This window comes from Chloroflexota bacterium (assembly GCA_035652535.1).
Taxonomy (GTDB): Bacteria; Chloroflexota; UBA6077; order UBA6077; family SHYK01; genus DASRDP01.
On sequence record DASRDP010000084.1, the window covers coordinates 57,174 to 76,852 of the forward strand.

Below are 19,679 nucleotides of genomic sequence, written 5' to 3' on the forward strand. Positions count from 1 at the left end.
TAGAGACCGCAAGGAGGCTCCCGTGAACCGACTCGGGTTGTTTCTGACCACTGCGATCGTGCTGCTCATCGCCGCGTGTGGCGGAAAGACGGGCGCCCCGCCGACCGGCGGCCTCGCCGCGCCCGCGCGCGAGTCCGACGATCCCCAGGCGCGGTGGGCCAAGACGCTGGATGCGGCGAAGCAGGAAGGCAAGGTCGTGGTCGTGACCCACACGAACCTGTACTACCAGAAAGAGATCGAGAAGTTCGGCGAGAAGTACCCGGACATCCCGGTCGAGCAGGTGTCGATGCGTCCGAGCGAGTTCACGCCCAAGGTGATCACCGAGCAGCAGAATGGGATCTACGGATACGACGTCTGGGTATCGCCGACCAGCAATATGGTGGAGACCGTCGTCCCCGCTGGCGGCTTCGAGAGCCTGATCCCCTACCTGATCCTCCCCGAGGTGACCGACTCGACGCAGTACCGCGGGGGCAAGCCGCTCTACGTGAGCTCCGAGCCCTACGTCATGGCGTATCAGGGCAACGTGACGACGAACGTCTGGGTGAACCGCGACCTGCTGCCGGCGAGCGAGTTCAACACCCTCGATCAGCTCGTCGACCCGAAGCTCAAGGGCAAGATCGCGATCCGCACACCCAGCGCGCCGCACGCCGGGTCGCTCACGCTGACGGGCCTTCTTCACAACAAGGGACAGGCGTTTCTGGATCAACTCCTGATCGACCAGCAGCCGGTCTTCATCGACAACGCCCGATTGATGACTCAAGACCTGATCAATGGGAAGTACCCGGTGGCCATCGGCATCGATGGAGAGACGATGGACGCCTGCCAGCGGGAGGGCGGCTGCAAGAGCATGCAGCAGCTCACCGGGTATGAGTACATGCTGAGCTACGGGGTCGGCATCTTGAAGAACCCGCCGCATCCGAACGCGGCGGCCGTGTTCCTCAACTGGTTCCTCTCCAAGGAGGGCCAGCAGGCCTTCGTGCAGAGCGTGGAAGCCACGACCCCGCCGCCCTACGACCAGGCGCAGAGCATCCGCGTCGATGTGGACCCGAACCCCGACGCCATCAAGGATCAGGCGATGCCCGACTACGACCACCTCGAGAAGTACAGTCTCCAGGGCATGGAGGCCGGGAGGCCGGAGATGCAGGCGGTCCTGGCGGCGTACAAAAAGGTCGAAGAGAGCGGAGGCAGGTAGCGGTGGCTTCGACGCTGTCCGTCGGCGGCTGAGCCGCCATGTCCGTCGCCACCGCCGTACGCCCTGCGTTTCAGCGGCGATTGCCCCATCTCCGTCTCGAGATCTCAGCCGTCGCCTACGCGGCGCTTCTGGCGCTCGTCGCGTTCGTCGTGCTCTATCCGATCCTGCTCCTGGCTATCAATAGCTTTCGTGTCGGTCCGTTCGGGCAAGCTGGCGCCTGGGGAGTCGACAACTGGCAGGCGGCCTTCAGCCAGCCCCGGATCGTCGCCGCGCTGCGCAACACCGTCAGCCTCGCCATCACCCGCCAGGCCATCGCGATCGGGCTCGGCGTCAGCATCGCGTGGCTCCTCGCGCGAACGAATCTCCCGGGCAGATCCTGGCTCGAGGTGTGCTTCTGGTTTGCGCTCCTCCTTCCCAGCCTCCCGGTTCTGCTCGGCTGGATCTTGCTCCTCGATGGCCACCACGGGATCCTTCTCAACGCGATCCGGAACATCGTGCCGGGGTTCTCGTTCGACATCTATTCCTGGTGGGGCATCGTCGTCGCCCACCTGGTCATCAACCTCGTCGCCTTAAAGGTCTTCCTGCTGACTCCGGCCTTCCGAAACATGGATTCTTCTCTCGAGGAGGCCTCGCGCGCCGCAGGGGCCAGCATGCCGCACACGCTCTTCCGCATTGTCGTCCCGTTGATGACCCCAACGATCCTGTTCGTCACGCTGCTGGGCCTCATCCGATCGATGCAGTCCTTCGAGATCGAGCTGATCCTGGGCGGCGCATCGAAGATCGACGTGTACAGCACGCTCATCTACCGGCAGGTCATGCAGTCGCCGCCCGAATACGGCAAGGCGACGGCACTCAGCATGGTGATCCTCTCGGCCCTCGTGCCGCTCATCGCGCTCCAGCAGTGGATCGCCGGCCGGCGCAGCTACACCACGGTGTCCGGGAAGTACACCAACCGCCTGTTCGACCTCGGGGTCATGCGCTGGCCGCTGTTCTGCGTCGTCGCTGGCATGCTCATCGTGATGATCGTCCTGCCCATCCTGTTCATGCTGGTCGGGACCTTCATGAAGGTCTTCGGACAGTTCGATCTCCCCGATCCGTGGACGCTCAACAATTGGCGGCGCATCCTCACGGATCGGCAGCTCGTCAAGGGGTTGGTCAACACGCTCGTGATCGCCGCGGGTGCGACGATCTTCTCGGTCGTGCTCTTCACCGTCATCGCCTACGTATCGGTCCGCACGCGTTTCGTTGGCCGTCGGCTGCTGGATATGCTCACCTGGATTCCCAGCACGGTGCCCGGCATCGTGACGAGCCTCGGCCTCCTGTGGCTCTTTATCGGAACGCCCATCTTTCGGCCGCTCTACGGGACCGTCTGGATCCTGATCATCGCCCTCGGTTTCGCCGGGCTGACGCTGGGCGTGCAGCTGATCAAGACGAGCATGATGCAGCTTGGCGCCGAGCTGGAAGAGGCGTCCTGGGCGTCCGGCGCCGGCCGCATCTACACCCTCCGTCGGGTCGTGCTCCCCCTCATCGCCCCCACGATCGCTGTGGTCGCGCTCCAGAACTTCGGGGCCGCGGCGTCCAGCGTGAGCCTCGTCGCGCTGCTCGGATCGGCCAACAACAAGCCGCTCTCGTTGGTGCAGCTCGAGTACATGGACACGGGGCTCTTTGAGCCGGCGACAGTCGTCGGCGTCATCATCTTTTTGTTGACGATCGGCGCCGCTGTCTTGGCCCGCGCCGTGAGCGTTCGCACCGGCCTCGCCCGATTCGAGGGTCAGCGCTAAGACGCTATACTGGGCTTCGTTCACCATGGGGCAGGTTTGGGAGGCCGAGCGATGTTGAATCATGAAGAGAATGAGATGATCACCCGCGTAGGGCCGGGCACACCGATGGGTTCGGTGCTGCGCCGCTATTGGCTGCCGGCGCTCCTCGCGTCCGATCTTCCGGAGCCGGACTGCGCGCCGATGCGTGTGCGCCTCCTCGGTGAGGATCTGGTCGCGTTTCGGGACTCGTCGGGCCGGTTGGGATTGCTCGACGACTACTGTCCGCACCGTTGCGCATCCCTCTTCCTCGGCCGCAATGAAGAGAACGGCCTCCGCTGCGTCTATCACGGATGGAAGTTCGACGTTGACGGCAACTGCGTCGACATGCCCACCGAGCCGGTGGACAGCCGATTCAAAGAGAAGGTCCACGCGACCGCCTATCCGCTGGTGGAGCTGGCGGGCGTGCTCTGGGCGTACATGGGGCCGCCCGAACAGCGGCCGGAGCTTCCGGCCATGGAGTGGACGAGGGCACCGGCGAGCCACCGGTTCGTCTCGAGAACCCACGAGTACTGCAACTTTGTCCAGGCCATCGAGGGGGGCATCGATACGGCGCACTCCTCGTTCCTGCACCGCAATGACATCTCCGATCGTCTGGCGTTCCGAACCATGGACGGCGCGCCGACCCTCGAAGTGGAGAAGACGGATTACGGGTTCCGTTACGCGAGCCTGCGCGACATCGGAGACGATGGCATCTATCTTCGCGTGTACCAGTTCTTCATGCCCTTCCAGCAGTATCGATCGCACCAGCTCGAGGGCCGGCGCGGCGCCGGCAAGACCGCGGTGCCTCGGCTCCAGGGGCACATGTGGGTGCCCATAGACGACGAAAACACGTGCGTCTACAACTTCATCCTGTCCGTCGACGATGACAAGCCCCTCACGCCCGAGTTCATTGAAGAGGCGGAGACCCACGCGGGCCGCAACCCCCTGACGGGCGAGACGATGACCCGGCACCGCACGCGCGCCAACGATTGGCTCATCGATCGCGCGATCCAGCGCACACGGACGTTCACCGGCATCACCGGGCTGAACACTCAGGACCTCGCGGTTCAGGAGAGCATGGGGCGGGTCGTGGATCGCTCGCGCGAGCATCTGGGGAGCACCGATCGGGCCGTGATCGCCTTCCGGCAGATCATGCTGGACGCGGTCAAGAACGTCGCGGAGGGTATCGATCCGCCCGGCGTGAATCCGGCCAGTTATCGCGGCGTTCGAGCGGCGGACGTCATACTTCCCAAGGGCGTTCGATGGCAGGATGCGGCGGAGGCGGAGCTGATGGCGCGGCATTAATGGATCGGCTGCCATGCAGTTCGCCATTGCTCTGGGTGCGCCGCTCGGGTAGCGCGGCTGCGGTGCGGCGGAGGCGTGCCCCCCGCCGCGCCGGACGAACGAGGATAGTGTGCCCTCGCTCATGAGGAGACCGTGGGCGGACCGCATCCGGCTGCGCGCCGCGACGGTTGCGGCGCTGATCGTGCTGGTGGCCGGCTGCCAGAGTGCGCCGACTGGGCCGCCGGGTCAGCGCGCGCCGGCGGGCGGCGAGCCGCAGCCCTCGCGGAATCTGGTCATGCTGATCCGCGTCGAGCCCGCGAGCCTTGCGTCCAAGTCGCTCCAGCAAGCGGGCACGATTCTCACGTCCACGCGCCGGCTGTTCAACGCGACGCTTGGCCTGCTCGACGACCACGGGGAGGTCATCCCGTACCTCGCCGCGGAGCTCCCGCGACTCAATACGGCGACGTGGAAGGTGTTTCCTGACGGCCGGATGGAGACGACGTACACGCTCCGCCCCGCTCTCACCTGGCACGACGGGAGTCCGCTGGACGCGGAGGACTTTGTGTTTTCGTACCGCGTCTACTCGGCGCCCGATCTCGGGCTTGCCACCGGTGCGCCGCAGAACCTCATCGAGGACGTGGTTGCCGAGGACGCGCGGACCGTGATCATTCGGTGGCGGCAGTCGTACGCGAACGCGGGACTCCTGACCGAGGACTTCCCGCCGCTGCCCCGCCACATCCTGCAAGATTCCTTCGACGGCCGCGCTGCGCCCGATGCCTTCAGCGGAGACGCTTTCTGGACGCGGGACTACGTGGGTGCGGGCCCGTACCGGCTCGAGCGGTGGGAGCCGGGCGCCTTCATCGAATCCGTCGCCTTCGACGGCCACGTCCTCGGGCGACCGCGTATCGACCGAATCACCATTCGATGGAGTAGCGACCCCAACGCATCCCTCGCTGTCATGCTGGCCGGCGACGCGCAGCTCTCCGCGGATTCGTCGCTCCAGTTCCAGCAGGGGCTATTGCTGAAGAACCAGTGGACGAGCCAGAAGGCAGGCACCGTGCTGTTCAAGCCGGATCTGTTCCGCGGAGCGGCGGTGCAGCTTCGTCCCGAGCTGACCACCCCGCGGGCGCTCCTCGACGCTCGCGTGCGCCGAGCGCTGGCTTTCGCCGTCGATAAACAAACGCTGAACGACGTCCAGTTCGAGGGGAACGGCTTCATGGCCGATGGCATCATTCCTCCGACGGTTTGGTACGGGGCCGATCTCGACCGCGCCGTCCAGAAGTACCCGCTCGACACGCGGAAGAGCGAGGCGCTGATGGCCGATGCCGGCTTCACCAAAGGCGCTGATGGCGTCTATGCGAGCCCGACGGACGGTCGTTTCGCCCCTGAGGTGCGGACCAACGCCAGCGCGTTCTTCGAAGCCGAGATGTCGACGCTGGCGAGCGGGTGGCGAGGCGCCGGATTCGATTTCACCGAGTATGTCAATCCCGCGGCCCTCGTCCAGGACGCGCAGGTGCGTGCGACGTTCCCTGGCCTATTCATCTTCAGCCAGGGCCTGGGCGAGGCCGCGCTCGTCGATTACAACAGCGCGGGCATCCCGCGACCGGAGAACCGATGGGTAGGAAGCAACCGCGGCGGCTGGTCGAATCCGGATTTTGACCGGCTAGCGGAGACCGTCAATACCACGCTGGATCGCACCGAGCGCGCGCAGACCTTTGTCGCGATGCAGCGGATCTTCAGCGAGGAGCTGCCGGTCATCCCGCTCTATTTCCAGCCCAGCGTCACGGGCTTCGTCAGCGGGCTGGTCGGACCGGGGAACGTGCCGCCCGATACCGCCATCAACTGGAACGTCTATACGTGGGAATTCAGGTAGGCCGGCAAGCTCGCTGCTTATCCCCACAGCTCTTCCGACGCGAGATCCGCGCCCTCAGCGAGCGCTTCCAGCTTGGCCCACACGATGTCGGGATGGCCCACGCGCCCGCCGAGCCCGCAGTCGGTGCCCGCGATCACGTTCTCCTTGCCCACGATGTCCGCGAAGCGGACGATGCGCTCGGCGACCAGCTCGGGGTGCTCGATGAAGTCGCTCGAATGACCGACGATTCCGGGAATCAGGATCTTCCCCTCGGGTAGGCGCACGTCCTTCCAGACCTTCCACTCGTGCTCGTGTCGCGGGTTCGCCGCCTCCACCGAATAGGCCTGCGCCTTGACGGACAGCACGAGGTCGACGATCTCCTTGAGCGGGATGTCGTGCTTGTGGGGTCCGTGGTAGCTGCCCCAGCACACGTGGAGCCGGGTCTGTTCGACGGGGACGTCGCGGAGCGCGTGGTTGAGCGCTTCGAGGCGGAGCGCGGCATAGCGTCGGTAGTCCGCCACACTCATGTCGGGGTGCATCTGCCAAGCGTCGGGGAGGTCGGGATCGTCGATCTGGAGGATAAACCCCGCGTCGGTGATCGCCTTGTATTCGACGTGCATCGCGTCGGCGATCGCCTCCAGGTACTGCTCGTCGGACGGATAGTAGGCGTTGTGAAGCCAGTGCTCAATCGTGCCGGGGGCGACGGCCGGCAGAAACGCGTCCGCCGGGTTGACGCCTTGGAGGGCGGCCCTGAAGTTCTCGAGATCGAGCTGCAGCTCGGCGGTGCCCACATACGAGAGCGGGCCGACGCAGAAGAGCTGGCGGCGGTCGGCGCGAAGCCCAATCTGGCGGCGATTGATCTGACCTCCAGTGACCGTGGCCATCGCGAACCCGCCATGCTCCAGGAAATAGCCAGGAAACTCCTTGATGTCTCGCCCCTGGATACCGACGACAGGAACGCTATCGCCAGGGATTTCGCGCTCTTCAAACCCGGTGAGCCGCTCGCGGGCATAGTTGGAGAAGTTTGACTTCCCAAACTCGCCGTCGTTGACGCAGTCGATCCGGCAGGCGAGCTGCCTGCGGACGACGTCGCCCACGGCTTCGCGCGTGCGATTCGCCAGCCGTGCGTGGTCGTAGGGATTCCCGGCCGCTTTCGCCGCGACCATCTCGCGGAGGTCGTCGGGTCGAGGGAGGCTACCTGCGTGCGTCGTGAGGATGCGATCGGTACTTCGCTTCATCGGCGTCCTCCGGATGAGATTCAGGGCTCCATCATATCGGCTCGCGGGCAAGCGGACCGAGTCGGCAACGGGTGTTGATCCATCGCTGCTATAATGCCGCGCCCTGGAGGACCAATGCTTCTCGAAGTCTGCCCGCCGCGCCGATGGTGGAGCGTGCTTCTTCTGATCATGGCGCTGTTCACCGCGTGCGCGGAGCCGGCGCCCGGCGCACCTACCGGGCAGTCGGGCAAGGTGCCGGGGACGACTGCGGCCAAGCGCGCTACGACGATCACCGTTGCCGTGGCCGGCAACGTTCCCAATATGGGACTCGTCGGCCTGGCGAGCACGACCACCGGCGGCTGGTTCTCCATCGCAGAAGTCCATTCGAATGCGCTGATCACATCGGACGTGCACTCACGCCAGCCGGTTGGGCGCCTGATCGACCGCGTCCCCTCTCTCGACAACGGGGACATCTCGCTCCTGCCGGACGGCCGGATGCGAGTCATCTATCACGTTCGCCCGGGTGTAACCTGGCACGATGGCCAGCCATTCACCGCTCAGGACCTCGTGTTCTCCTATCGGTTCAACACCGATGCGGGGATCCCGACGATTCAATCGGACGTGACCCGAATGCTCGCCTCGGCGGAGGCCCCCGACGATGCAACGTTCGTGCTGAATTTCAAAGGCCCCTACTACCGCGCCGACCAGCTCGGTTTGCGCATGTTCTGGCCGTATCCGCGCCACATCCTGGAGCCAGCTTACGAGCGGTATCTGGAGAGCACGAACCCAGACGACATCGTCAACCTCCCGTACTGGACGTCGGAGTACATCCATCTCGGACCGTTCAGGCTGACGTCGTTCGACTCGGCAGGGCCGATCGAGTTCCAGGCGTACGATGGCTACTTTCTCGGTCGACCGAAGGTGGACACGATCCGCGTGCTGGTCTTTAGCGACTTGAATACGCTGTACGCCAATATCCAGTCGGGCACCGTCGATATCGTGCCGGAAACCGTGTTGCAGCCGGAGCTTGGCTTTCAGCTCATGGACCAGTGGGCGTCGACAGGAGGAGGCTCGGTCTTCGTGACCAAGAGCGCCCAGCGCTTCCTCTCGCCACAGGAGCGGCCGGAGGTTCAGAGCGAGCCGTCCATGTCCGACTTTCGTGTTCGCGCGGCCCTCTACGAGGGGCTGGACCGCGTCGCTTTGTCGGAGGGGCTACAGGCCGGACACGGCGAGCTGGCGGCGTGGGCGCTCCTGTGGGAGGGTGAGCCGCTGTACGACGCGACGAAGGACGCGTTTCGCCGCTACGCGTATGACCCCGAGCGCGCGCAGGCGACGCTTCGCGAGGCCGGCTGGGTCGCCGGTCCGGATGGAGCGTTGCGGAGCAGCGCGGACGGACGCCGCATGCGGACGTCCATCACCGCGACGCCCGGCCGCATCGAGCGCGAAGCCAACGCGTTCGCCGATTACTGGCGGCGCCTCGGCATCGACGTCGAGCAGATCACGGTTCCGGCGGCGCAAATCCGCAACGCGGAGACACGGGCGCTCTACCCGGGTTGGGAGGCGAGCGCGCAGGGTGGGGGCGACGAGATCCTGGGACGACTCGAAGGGCCCGCCGCGAGCCCGCAGAACCGGTGGACCGGCAATCGCGGCGGATACGACGATCCGCGCGCCCAGGAGCTGATCGCCAGCTTCCGATCGAGCTTGCGCCGCGACGATCAGCTCCAGGCGATGAAGGCGATCAGTGACTTCGTGGCCGACACCCTCCCCATGCTGATCCTCTTCAGCACCGCGGAGCATCTGGTCGTACGCAAGGGCGTCCATGCTCTCGACGACCACGACGGCGGCGACAGCGCGGCGCGGCCGTACGGCACCTACTCGCGAAACGCGCACCTCTGGGAAGGCGAGTAATGTTCACACTATCCCGCGACCACTGCGCCGGGACCAGCGCGTACCGGAGATCGCGATCGCGTGGCGGCGCGCGGCGGGGCGCGGCGGCCGTCCTCGCGTTCCTCGCCGTCCTGGGGACGATGTTCACGGGCTGCGTCAGCGCGGCGCCGCAACGCCCGAACGTCGGCGGCGACACCGGAGCGGAATCGCGCCCCGCGCGAACAAAGACGCTCGTCTACGCGGTCACGGACAATATCAGCGGCTTCGGCATCGTCGTCGGAAGCACATCGACGGGCGGGTGGAGCGCCGCGAATGAGCTCCATTCGGCCGCGCTCATCACCTCAGACGTCACGACGCGCAAGCCCATCGGCCGCATTGCCACGAGAGTGCCGAACGTCGAGGATGGCAGCATCAGCGTCCTGCCTGATGGCCGAATGCGCGTCGTGTACACGCTCCGGCCGGATGTGCTGTGGCACGATGGCGTGCCGGTCACGGCGCAGGACATGGTGTTTACGGCGAACGTGGAGAGCGATCGGGGCCTGCCCTATCCCCAACGGGACGCCCTCTTGCTGTTCGATTCGGCGGAAGCGCCCGACGACACAACCTTCGTTCTGAACTTTCGGCAGCCCTACTATCTCGGTGGGTCGCTTGGACTGCGGTTCTTCTTCCCGCTGCCACGGCACTTGCTGGAGGAGCCCTTCCAGCGCTACCAGGAAACCGGGAACGCGGAGGAGTTCATCAATCTGCCGTACTGGACGTCGCAGTTCGTGGGCGACGGCCCATTTCGCCTCACGTCATATGATCCGAGTAGCGAGGCCGTGTTCGAGGCGTTTGATCGGTACTTCCTGGGGCGGCCCAAGATCGATATCTTACGGGTGAAAGTCTTCTCCGACCAGCAGACGCTCTTTTCGAACCTCCTCGCCGGCACCGTCGATCTGTTCCCGGAGAACGTGCTGACGGGTGAGCTGGGCTTTCAGCTCAAGGACCGGTGGGAGGCGATGGGAGGCGGCCGCGTCTACATCCGTCCCACGGGATTTCGGTTCCTCGCGCCACAGTGGCGCCCCTCGGTGCAGCTCGAGCCTACCACGCTCGATCTCCCGGTGCGCGCGGCGCTCTATCGCGCCATCGATCGGGAGGCGCTCGCGGAGGGCCTCTTCGCGGGCCACCGCGAGCTGGCGGCCTTCGAGCTGCTGCCGCCCAACGATCCCTACTACCTCGCCACCAAGGACTCGCTCCGCCAGTACTCCTACGATCCTGAGCGTGCCAAGAGCATGCTTCGGGATGCGGGTTGGGTGGCGGGCGCCGATGGCGCCCTGCGCAACGCGTCCGACGGTCGAACGTTTCACACGGCCATCTCGGCGACGCAGGATATCATCCGCGAGGTGCCGGCGTTCGCCGATTCCTGGCGGCGCCTCGGGCTCGAGGTCGAGGAGCTGCTCGTTCCGCCGCCTCAGGTCCGGAACAACGAGTATCGTTCGTCCTACCCTGGGTGGGAGGCGAGCGCCCAGGCGAGCGGCGACGGGATCCTGGGCCGGCTCGAGGGACCCGCCGCGGGCCCACAAAACCGCTGGACGGGCAATCGCGGCGGGTACGACGATCCGCGCGCCCAGGCGTTGGTCGATCGCTACCGTCAATCGCTGTCGGAGCGCGACCAGTTCGACGCGATGAAGGCCGTGAGCGACTTCGTCGCCGCGGAGCTGCCGTTCCTCGTGCAATATGGCGTCGCGACGGATATCGGCGTGCGAACCGGCGTGAAGGCGTACGACGACTACGAAGGCGGCGACAGCGCCGGCCGGCCGTACGGCACCTACAATCGCAATGCGCATCTCTGGGACCTGGAGTAGGAGCGGATCATGCACGAGGTTCCCGCGAGCCCCGCGTCCGTGCGCCAGAGCTGGATCGGCAGGCCCGTCCTGCGCAACGAGGACGCTCGATTCCTGACTGGCCGCGGCCAGTTCGTCGACGACATCTCGGTGCCGGGCATGCTGCACGCCGCCATGGTGCGCAGTCCGCACGCCCACGCGCGGATCACGCGCATCGACTCCTCGCGCGCACTGGCGATGCCGGGCGTCTACGGCGTAATCACCGGCGAGGACGTGCTCGGGGTGATCGAACCGGAGAAGGGCTCGACGTATCCCAAGGGCGGCTCGTGGTACTACATCGCGACGGACACAGCCCGCTTCGCGGGAGAGATCGTCGCCGTCGTGGCCGCGGAGGATCGATACATCGCCGAGGACGCGGTAGATGCGATCGAGGTCGAGTACGAGCCGCTTCCTTGCGTGATGGACCCGGAGCACGCGGCCGATCCTGACCAGCCCGAGATCCATCCCGGCGCGCCGGGCGGCAACGAAGTGATGAACCGCGTGTGGGAGTTCGGCGACGTCGACGGCGCGTTCGCCGAGGCCGACGTCGTGGTGCGCGATCGATTTGAGGTGTACCGCCACGGATCGACGCCCCTCGAAGGCCTCGCCGCCATCGCCAGCTTCGATCCGCTCAATGACCAGGTTACCGTCTGGGCCAACCTGGGCAACCTCGGCCGCTATTCGGCCTCAGCACGGGCGTTGCGTCTCGGCCACGCCGACATCCGGCTCATCGTCCCCGACGTCGGCGGCCATTTCGGCGTCAAGGCGTGGGTGCATCAGCGGGCGGTGCTGCTGGCGGTGCTATCTCGAAAGGTGGGACGTCCCGTCAAGTGGACGGAAGACCGCCTCGAGCATCTTCGCGCCAGCCACCACGGAACGGGTCGGATCGGCTACGCGGAGCTAGCCGCGCGGCGCGACGGCACGATCCTCGGGATGCGGCTGCGACTGATCGACGACCAGGGCGGGTACGTCTGTCTCAACGAGCCGTTTGGCGCCGTGCAGGGCGTGCAGGATATGACGGGTCCGTACGCCTTTCGCAACGCGCGCGTGCAGTCCATCTGCGTGCTCACCAACAAGTGTCCGGTCTCGTCGAATCGCGCCTACGGCCGCGTTCAGTACTTTTTCATGGTGGAGCGGATCGTCGACCGCCTTGCTCGCGCCCTAGAGATGGATCCTGCCGACCTCCGAGCGAAGAACTTGATCCCGCCCGGTGAGTTTCCGTACCGAACCATCAGCGGCACGCTGTATGACAGCGGCGATCCGCCCGCCCTCCTCGACATGACCAAGCGGCTGCTCGACTACGACGCGATGCGCCGCCAGCAGGAGGAGGCGCGCCGCGAAGGAAGGCTGGTTGGGCTCGGCCTCTGCGCGGCGATGGAGCACACCGGACCGAAGGCGGCGGGCCTGACCCGCCAGTTCGGGCTGGATCGGCCGCCGGAGTCCGCGATCGACGTGGCGACGGTCTCGGTCGACGCCGACGGCCGGCTCGTCGTGCATTCCCCAACGCTGTGCCAGGGTCAGGGGCACGAAACGACCATCGCCCAGATCGTCGCGGATCGCTTCGACGTCGATCCATCGAAGATCAGGGTCGTCGTGCGGCTCGACACCGCCACCAACCACTGGACGCCCAGCGGCGGGACCTACGGCTCTCGGTTCTCGACCACGGGCGCGCCGGCCGTGTACGGGGCGGCAAAGAAGCTGGCGGGGAACCTCGCGGAGCTGGCGGCGCGTCTTCTGGAAGCGCACCCGGACGACGTCGAATTCATCGGTGGCGATGCCGTCATCAAGGGAGTCCCCGATCGCCGCGTCACGCTCCGGGAGCTGGCTGCGACGGCCCACGTTGCGCCGAGGGCGTTTGGCATGGGGACCGATCTGGGCCTCGAGGCCACGTATCACTGGGGGTGGCCCGGGGACGACCCCGGGTCGAATACGGTGGCCGCCATCTTCCACGGGGCGCTCGTCGAGGTGGACCGCGAGACAGGGCAAGTCAAAGTGCTCAAATACGTGGCCACGGAGGATTGTGGCCGCATCATCAACCCCATGATCGTCGACGGGCAGACGATGGGGGGTGTCGTCAACGGGCTTGGCTGGGCCTTCACGGAGGCATTTCTCTACGACGCGGACGGCCAGCTCCTGACAGGCACCTTTATGGATTACATCCTCCCGCGCTTCACCGACGCGCCGCCCCTAGCGCTCGGCCACATCGAGACGCCCACCCCCTTCACAGAGCTGGGCTCCAAGGGGATGGGTGAGAGTGGGACGATTCCGCCGCCAGCGTGCATCGCCAACGCGGTCGAGGATGCGATCTGGCACCTGGGCGGACGGGTCACCGACTCGCACCTCTCCCCGGAGACCGTGCTCCAAAGCATTCGCGCGGCCGCGCCAGGCTGAGGGCGCGGCGCTCAACTGGAGGTGTGCCTTGGCCGTCGCCTTTCGTGACCTGCGCGAATTTCTCGCCGCGCTCGAGGCACAGAACGACCTCCGGGTCGTTTGCGGCGCGAGCCCGGATCTCGAGATCGGCGCCATCGTCGAGCTGAATCACGAGAAGAAGGGCCCCGCGCTCCTCTTCGACGAGATCCAGGGCTATGGACCCGGATTCCGCATCCTCGCCAACGCGATGGACACGCTCCCGCGAGCGCTGATGACGCTCGGCCTTCCGCGAGACGCAGCGCTGGATGACGCCCTCAACGAGTTCGACCGGCGCCTCGCGAGCTTTCAGCCGGTTCCTCCGGAGCTCCTCGCGACCGGGCCGGTGTTCGAAAACGTGTTTCAGGGCGACGACGTCGACGTGCTCAAGTTCCCCACGCCCCTCTGGCACGAAGCGGACGGTGGCCGGTACATCGGCACCGGTTGCGTCGTGTTCATGCGCGACCCGGACACCGGGCTTGTGAACTTCGGGACCTATCGGGTGATGGTGCACGACCGGAACACCGTGGGCCTCTACATCACGCCGAACCACACCGGAGCGATCATCCGCCGCAAGTACTGGGAGCGGGGACAGAGCTGCCCGGTGGCGATCTCCATTGGCCAGGAGCCGATGATGTTTCTTGGGTCGGCGCAGTACTTCGGCCAGAAGCGGGGAGTCGCGAAATACGATCTCGTCGGGCACATGCGCGGCTCTCCGGTGGACGTCGTCGAAGAGCCGGTTACTGGATTGCCCATCCCGGCGACCGCGGAGATCGTGCTCGCCGGCGAGGTCCCGCCGCCGGAGGTCGAAGCCCGCGACGAAGGTCCGTTCGGCGAGTGGACCGGCTACTACGCGTCCGGCACGCGGCCGGAACCGGTCGTTCGAGTCAAAGCGCTGTACCACCGCAACGATCCCATTATCTTCGGCACGCCGCCGCTGCGAAACATCATGGTGAATTCCCACTTCGGTCTCCCCACAGAGGGACGACGCGTCCGCGAGCGGCTGCAGCGCGCTGGCGTCGAGGACGTTCTGGACGTCGTTCCCCTTTCGATCCCCGGTGTCGTGGTCGTTCAGATCCGGCAGCGCTACCCCGGCCACGCGATGAAGGCGGCGCTCGCCGCCTCGGGCGAATACATGGGCCGTTTCGTCATCGTCGTGGACGAAGACGTGAACGTCCACGACCCGCAGGAGGTCTTCTGGGCGATCGGCACCCGATGCGATCCGGCGACGACCATCTCGATCCTCACTGGCTGCCAATCGAGCGCGCTCGATCCGCGTCTCCCGCCCGAGCAGAAGAAGCGGGGAGAATACACCAGCTCGCGCGCCATCATCAACGCGTGCAAGCCCTATGAGTGGATCAAGGACTTCCCGAAGGCCAACAAGGTGAGCGCGGAGCTGAGACGCCAGACGACCGAGAAGTGGTCGGATCTCTTTGCCGGCTAGCCGAATACAATGGTCTGGAGCACCTTTTGGGGAGCGCACGTGCCCATCAGCGAGGACACATACTTGCGACTGGCGTCGGAAGACTCCGACACGAAATGGGAACTTGTGTGCGGCAAGCTGCAGTCCAAGCCAGCCATGACCTTCGAGCACAACGATGTCGCGTTCAATCTCGCGGTTCAGCTTGCTGCGCAGCTTGATCGGCGCGCATTTCGCATGCGACATGATTCGGGACGCTTGCGCCGATCGTGCCAAAGCTACTTCATTCCGGATATCTCCGTCGTGCCCATGGCGCTGGCGTGCGGTCAGCAAAACACACGGCGCTTGGAGGTCTACACGGAGCCGCTCCCACTCGTGATCGAGGTCTGGTCTCCTTCGACCGGTGATTACGAAATCGAAACCAAGCTGCGCGAGGATCAGGAGCGCGGCGATCTCGAGATCTGGCGAGTCCATCCGTATGATCGCACGGTGACGAGCTGGATTCGTGAGCCCAACGGGGGCTACCGCGAATCATTGCATACCCAGGGCATTGTCCATCCGGCGGCGTTACCCGGCGTGTCGATCGATCTGGACACGGTGTTCGACTGACTCGTTGGGGCAGGCGCGCCCCTGCGCATCCGCCCTGGCATGAGATAATTCCGCGCTCACCCTCGCGATAATTGGATCCTTCATGCACGCAGCCATCCAGCTCGATTCCCCCGGGTTCCCCGCGGAATTCGAGCGCGACCCGATCATTCAGGTCAGCGACCTCCACAAGCATTTCGGCTCGCTCGCCGCGGTCGACGGCATCTCCTTCACCGTGGGGCGCGGCGAGGTGTTCGGCATTCTCGGACCGAACGGTGCGGGGAAGACGACAACGCTGGAGATCATGGAGACGCTCCAGCAGCCGACGAGCGGACGTGTCCTGATCGATGGCATCGACGCGCGAGGGGACTCGTGGGCCGTCAAGTCGCGGATCGGCGTTCAGCTCCAAACCGCTGGCTTCTATCCGGAGCTCTCGCTCATCCAGCTCCTGCGCATGTTCGCGGCCCTGTACAACGTTCGCGTCGACCCGATGGAGCTGCTTCGACGGTTTCAGCTCGAGGACAAGGCGTCCACGTTTTACAACCGGCTGTCGGGTGGGCAGAAGCAGCGCTTCTCTCTGGCGACCACGCTCCTCCACCGACCCTCGGTCATCTTTCTCGACGAGCCCACCACCGGGCTCGACCCGCAGGCTCGCCTGAACCTCTGGGACCTCATTCGCGAGGTTCGGAACGAGGGGACCACGGTCGTGCTGACGACGCACTACATGGACGAGGCGGAGCAGCTCTGCGATCGGATCGCGGTCATGGACCGCGGGCGCATCATTCGCATCGGAACCCCACGCGCGCTCATCGGCGAGCTGCTCGGGACCGGCTTCCGCAAGCCGATCGTGCGCCAGGACGCGACGCTGGAGGACGTATTCATCTGGCTGACGGGTCGGAGCCTCCGAGATGAATGAGCGTCGAAGTCGCGTGGTTGTATCGGCTCGGCGGCCGAACGAGCTGCGCTCCCTGGCTGCGCTCACGCTGTATCCGCTCCTCGCGATGTCGCGCAACGTTTCGACCATCGCGTTTGGCTTCTTGTTCCCGGTCGTGTTCATCGCGGTCTTCGGGTTGATTGGCGATCGCGGTTCCTCGCTGCATCTCGGGATCGCGCCGTCGAGCGCGGAGGGCCCGGTCTACGCGGGGCTGAGCCAGCTCCCGGGCCTGGATCTGGCCCTCGCCGACGACCAGGAGCTGGCGCGCGAAATGCGGGCAGGCAAGCTCGATGGGATCGTGGAGATCCGGGATGGTCAGGTATTGCTCACAGTCAACACCGCCAGCCCGCAGGCGCAGGTCTCGCGACTCTGGCTGGAGGCGGCGCTCGACCGCATGAACGTTCAGGAGGCGGGCATCACGTCCCCGCAGCACGTCCTCCGCGTGCAAGAAGTCGCGGGACGGCATGAGCGCTACATCGACTTCGCGCTCCCCGGTCAGATCGGATTCGCCCTGCTTTCCACCGCGATCTTTGGCACCGTCTTCGGTCTCATCTACTTGAAGAAGGCGCTGATCCTGAAGCGGCTCTTCGCCACGCCGGTGCACGGCATCACGATCCTCCTTGGACAGGGGATCGCGCGGCTCATTCTGGCGCTCGCGCAAACGGTGCTGATTCTCGCGGTCGGTATCCTCGCGTTCGGGTTCCAGCTCGCCAACGGCTGGGCGACCGCCCTCGAGATCCTGGTGCTCGTGGTGATCGGCCTCTTCGCCTTTCTCGGATTCGGGCTGTTCATCGCCGGGCGCACCACCGATGAGAATGCCGCGAGCCCTCTCACCAACCTCTTTACCCTGCCCCAGTTCCTGTTGAGCGGCGTCTTCTTCCCCACCGACGCGTTTCCGAGCTGGGTTCGCATGATCGCGGATGTGCTTCCGCTCACGTTCTTCAACGCTGCGATGCGCCAGATCGCCACCGAGGGAGCTGGCCTTCAGGACGTGCTCCCAGCCATCCTCGCCCTGTGTGCCTGGGGCGTCTTCAGCTACGTGCTCGCTGCCCGCACGTTCAAGTGGGTGTAGCCGCCTCACCGGTCCACGGGACGGCCAGAGTTCGCTCGCGGTAGCGCCACAGCAGGCTGAGAAACACGCACGTACCGCCGAACCAGAGGGCGCCCGGCGCCCAGGCGGCCAGCGCGGTGAAGCCAGACTGCTGGTCCACGTGCGCGGCGACGACGAGGATTCGGACGAAGGCGGCCAGCGACTGTGTGGAGAACCAGAGCCCGGAGAGCACGCCCTCTCGCCCTGTTCGGCCGAGGCTGATCGCCGTGGACAGGCCAGCCATGAGGACCGATCCCCACGCACCGCCGGCGACCACGTGCCCCGCGATAGTGAGCGCCAGATTGGGCGCGATGGCGGCCACCAGGAGCCCCAAGGTTCCCAGGCCCGCCGCGCTCGCCAGGACGAGGCCGCTCCCCAACCGCGGCGTGACAGCCGAGGCTGGGAACATGAAGAGGTTGAAGCCCACCCAGAAGATCGGGAGCAGGTAGTCGAGGTCCTGGGCGGAGGCGTAGCGGAGGTACTCGGCGGTCGAGTTGAATGAAATGTGCGCCTGTATTCCCAGGGCAACCAGTGCGCCCCCGGTGAGGAGCACCCGTGTCGTCGGGTTGATGGCGCGGGCAACGTGCACGGCGGCGACGGACGACCGGTTGTCGGCTTCCGCTGCGCCCGGCACCTGGTGGGACAAGGCGCGCTCGACCCACACCAATCCGCCCGTCGTCGCCGCGAGGGTCACGCTCGACAGTGCGAATGGGAGCCGCGGGTCCGCACCGCGCAGCAAGACGCCCAGGTAGGGCGCTGAGGCTCCGCCGATGGAAACTCCGACCATGCCCAGAGCGGCGAGGGCTGGGAGGCTCGGCGTGGCGGCGTAGCGGCTGAGGAGGACCCACGGCGGCGCGCGGAGCGCCGACGATGTGGCCGCCCAGATCACGAGCACCACAACGAAAAGGACCGGCGATCCAGTCCCCGCCGCGCTCGGCATGGCGACGAACAACGCACAGGCGAGCGCAGTCACACCGGCGATGGACGGGCCAATTCGGCCGATGGCGCGCGCAACGCTGTCCGCCGCGAAACCCATGAGGAAGTCTGTGAGGGTGAATATTGCCTGGTCGAGGACGAGGATCCAGGTGATGGCTTCCCGTGGAATTCCGACGCTTTGGGCCAACGCAGGCAAGAAGATGACGTAGATCGTCCACATCGTCGCAAAGAAAAATTGGACGACCGAGAGATAGATCGCGGCCGCGCGCGGTGCGGAACCTCCTACGTCGCTCTCGTTCGGACGTGTGCTGGCGCGCTGGATCACCGCATGCTCCAATGAAAACGAGCGTGCGCCCCGGGCAAAGCTGGTACTACCATTTCGCGCTACACGCGATCCAGCGGTTTTTGCCGGCGCCAGCGTCGCCGGCTAGACTGTCCGTCACGGAACGTGATTTGACCGAACGGAGAGTTCGGGACGCAAGGGGAGGCATCGACAGTGACACAGGAAGTGGCGATCGCTGCGCCGGTCCTCGAGGCGCTACCGGAGACCGCCTATCAGCGGTGGCGCAAGGCCGAGGGAGTGCCGGTCTACGCTGGATCGCACGTTTCGGACCTGCACACGGCCGACGTGGCCGACTGGCCGCGCATCGGCCAGCGGGGCGCAATCGTGAGCCTGGCGGACCAGGAGAAAAACGATGGCTGGCTCATCGAGATTCGGCCCGGCGGTCAAACCGAGGTGCTTCACCACATGGCTGAGGCGAGCATCTATATTGTCGACGGCCGCGGCGCGACCACGATCTGGCCCGCGGATTCGCGACAGAAACAGACGGTGGAGTGGCAGGCAGGCAGTCTCTTTTCGCCCCCGCTCAATTGCTACTACCAGCATTTCAATCTCGACGGCCAGCGGCCCGCCCGTGTGTTCGCCGCGACCACCGTGCCGCTGATGATGAACCTCACTCGCAACACCGACTTCGTGTTCAATTGCCCCTTCGCCTTTACGGATCGATACGACGGCTCCGACACCTTCTTCACCGACCCGGGGCGCAAGGTGGGCACCCGGCTTTGGCAGACGAACCTCGTGGCCAACACCCGAACGTTCCAGCTCGATCGCGATCACAGGGGAACCCGGAGCACCAACATGCGGTTCCTCATGTCCAGCAATGCGATGAGCGCGCACATCAGCGAGTTTCCGACGGGAACGTACAAGAAGGCGCA

At 65.7% G+C, this 19,679-nt stretch carries 14 protein-coding genes; 12 read left to right on the forward strand and 2 right to left on the reverse strand.

Translation table 11 applies throughout. The features are described 5' to 3' along the window. Window positions 1-22 precede the first annotated feature (22 nt). From VFC51_09700 to VFC51_09715, 4 genes are all read left to right on the forward strand, one after another. Window positions 23-1,192, forward strand: coding sequence for an extracellular solute-binding protein (locus VFC51_09700; protein HZT07292.1), 1,170 nt, complete (start codon window positions 23-25; stop codon window positions 1,190-1,192). A 38-nt stretch (window positions 1,193-1,230) separates the two neighbouring features. Continuing rightward, entirely contained in the window at window positions 1,231-2,973 is a 1,743-nt protein-coding gene (locus VFC51_09705) for an iron ABC transporter permease (GenBank protein ID HZT07293.1), read from the forward strand. A 51-nt stretch (window positions 2,974-3,024) separates the two neighbouring features. Continuing rightward, window positions 3,025-4,296, forward strand: a complete 1,272-nt coding sequence (locus VFC51_09710; protein HZT07294.1) for a Rieske 2Fe-2S domain-containing protein — start codon at window positions 3,025-3,027, stop codon at window positions 4,294-4,296. A 121-nt stretch (window positions 4,297-4,417) separates the two neighbouring features. Further along, complete coding sequence (locus VFC51_09715) at window positions 4,418-6,148, forward strand: ABC transporter substrate-binding protein (protein ID HZT07295.1); 1,731 nt, start codon at window positions 4,418-4,420, stop codon at window positions 6,146-6,148. Between the two features lie 17 nt (window positions 6,149-6,165). Here the strand turns inward: VFC51_09715 and VFC51_09720 are convergent, their stop codons facing one another. Then, complete coding sequence (locus VFC51_09720; GenBank protein HZT07296.1) at window positions 6,166-7,365, reverse strand: cobalamin-independent methionine synthase II family protein; 1,200 nt, start codon at window positions 7,363-7,365, stop codon at window positions 6,166-6,168. 114 nt (window positions 7,366-7,479) lie between these two features. Here VFC51_09720 and VFC51_09725 point away from each other — a divergent pair, with 114 nt between their 5' ends. The 7 genes from VFC51_09725 (at window position 7,480) to VFC51_09755 (ending at window position 17,510) form a co-directional block, all read left to right on the forward strand. Continuing rightward, entirely contained in the window at window positions 7,480-9,252 is a 1,773-nt protein-coding gene (locus VFC51_09725) for an ABC transporter substrate-binding protein (protein HZT07297.1), read from the forward strand. Beyond that, window positions 9,252-11,075 carry an ABC transporter substrate-binding protein gene (locus VFC51_09730; protein HZT07298.1) on the forward strand — a complete coding sequence of 608 codons (1,824 nt, stop codon included), beginning with the start codon at window positions 9,252-9,254 and terminating at the stop codon, window positions 11,073-11,075. Before VFC51_09725 ends, VFC51_09730 begins: the two co-directional genes overlap by 1 nt. A gap of 9 nt (window positions 11,076-11,084) precedes the next feature. After that, the gene (locus VFC51_09735) at window positions 11,085-13,484 is read left to right on the forward strand and encodes a xanthine dehydrogenase family protein molybdopterin-binding subunit (protein ID HZT07299.1); all 2,400 of its coding nucleotides are present in this window, start codon (window positions 11,085-11,087) and stop codon (window positions 13,482-13,484) included. A gap of 28 nt (window positions 13,485-13,512) precedes the next feature. Beyond that, window positions 13,513-14,943 (forward strand): UbiD family decarboxylase, encoded by a 1,431-nt coding sequence (locus VFC51_09740; GenBank protein ID HZT07300.1) that lies wholly within the window; start codon window positions 13,513-13,515, stop codon window positions 14,941-14,943. Between the two features lie 39 nt (window positions 14,944-14,982). Next, complete coding sequence (locus VFC51_09745) at window positions 14,983-15,528, forward strand: Uma2 family endonuclease (GenBank protein HZT07301.1); 546 nt, start codon at window positions 14,983-14,985, stop codon at window positions 15,526-15,528. An 82-nt stretch (window positions 15,529-15,610) separates the two neighbouring features. Further along, entirely contained in the window at window positions 15,611-16,420 is an 810-nt protein-coding gene (locus tag VFC51_09750) for an ABC transporter ATP-binding protein (protein HZT07302.1), read from the forward strand. Further along, complete coding sequence (locus VFC51_09755; GenBank protein ID HZT07303.1) at window positions 16,413-17,510, forward strand: ABC transporter permease; 1,098 nt, start codon at window positions 16,413-16,415, stop codon at window positions 17,508-17,510. Before VFC51_09750 ends, VFC51_09755 begins: the two co-directional genes overlap by 8 nt. On the opposite strand, the gene VFC51_09760 is transcribed toward VFC51_09755, so the two are convergent. Next, complete coding sequence (locus tag VFC51_09760) at window positions 17,497-18,789, reverse strand: MFS transporter (GenBank protein ID HZT07304.1); 1,293 nt, start codon at window positions 18,787-18,789, stop codon at window positions 17,497-17,499. The genes VFC51_09755 and VFC51_09760 overlap by 14 nt on opposite strands. 171 nt (window positions 18,790-18,960) lie before the next feature. Between VFC51_09760 and VFC51_09765 the strand changes: the two genes are divergently transcribed. After that, window positions 18,961-19,679 (forward strand): ethanolamine ammonia lyase-activating protein (locus VFC51_09765; GenBank protein HZT07305.1); only part of this gene is annotated, 719 nt, incomplete at its 3' end.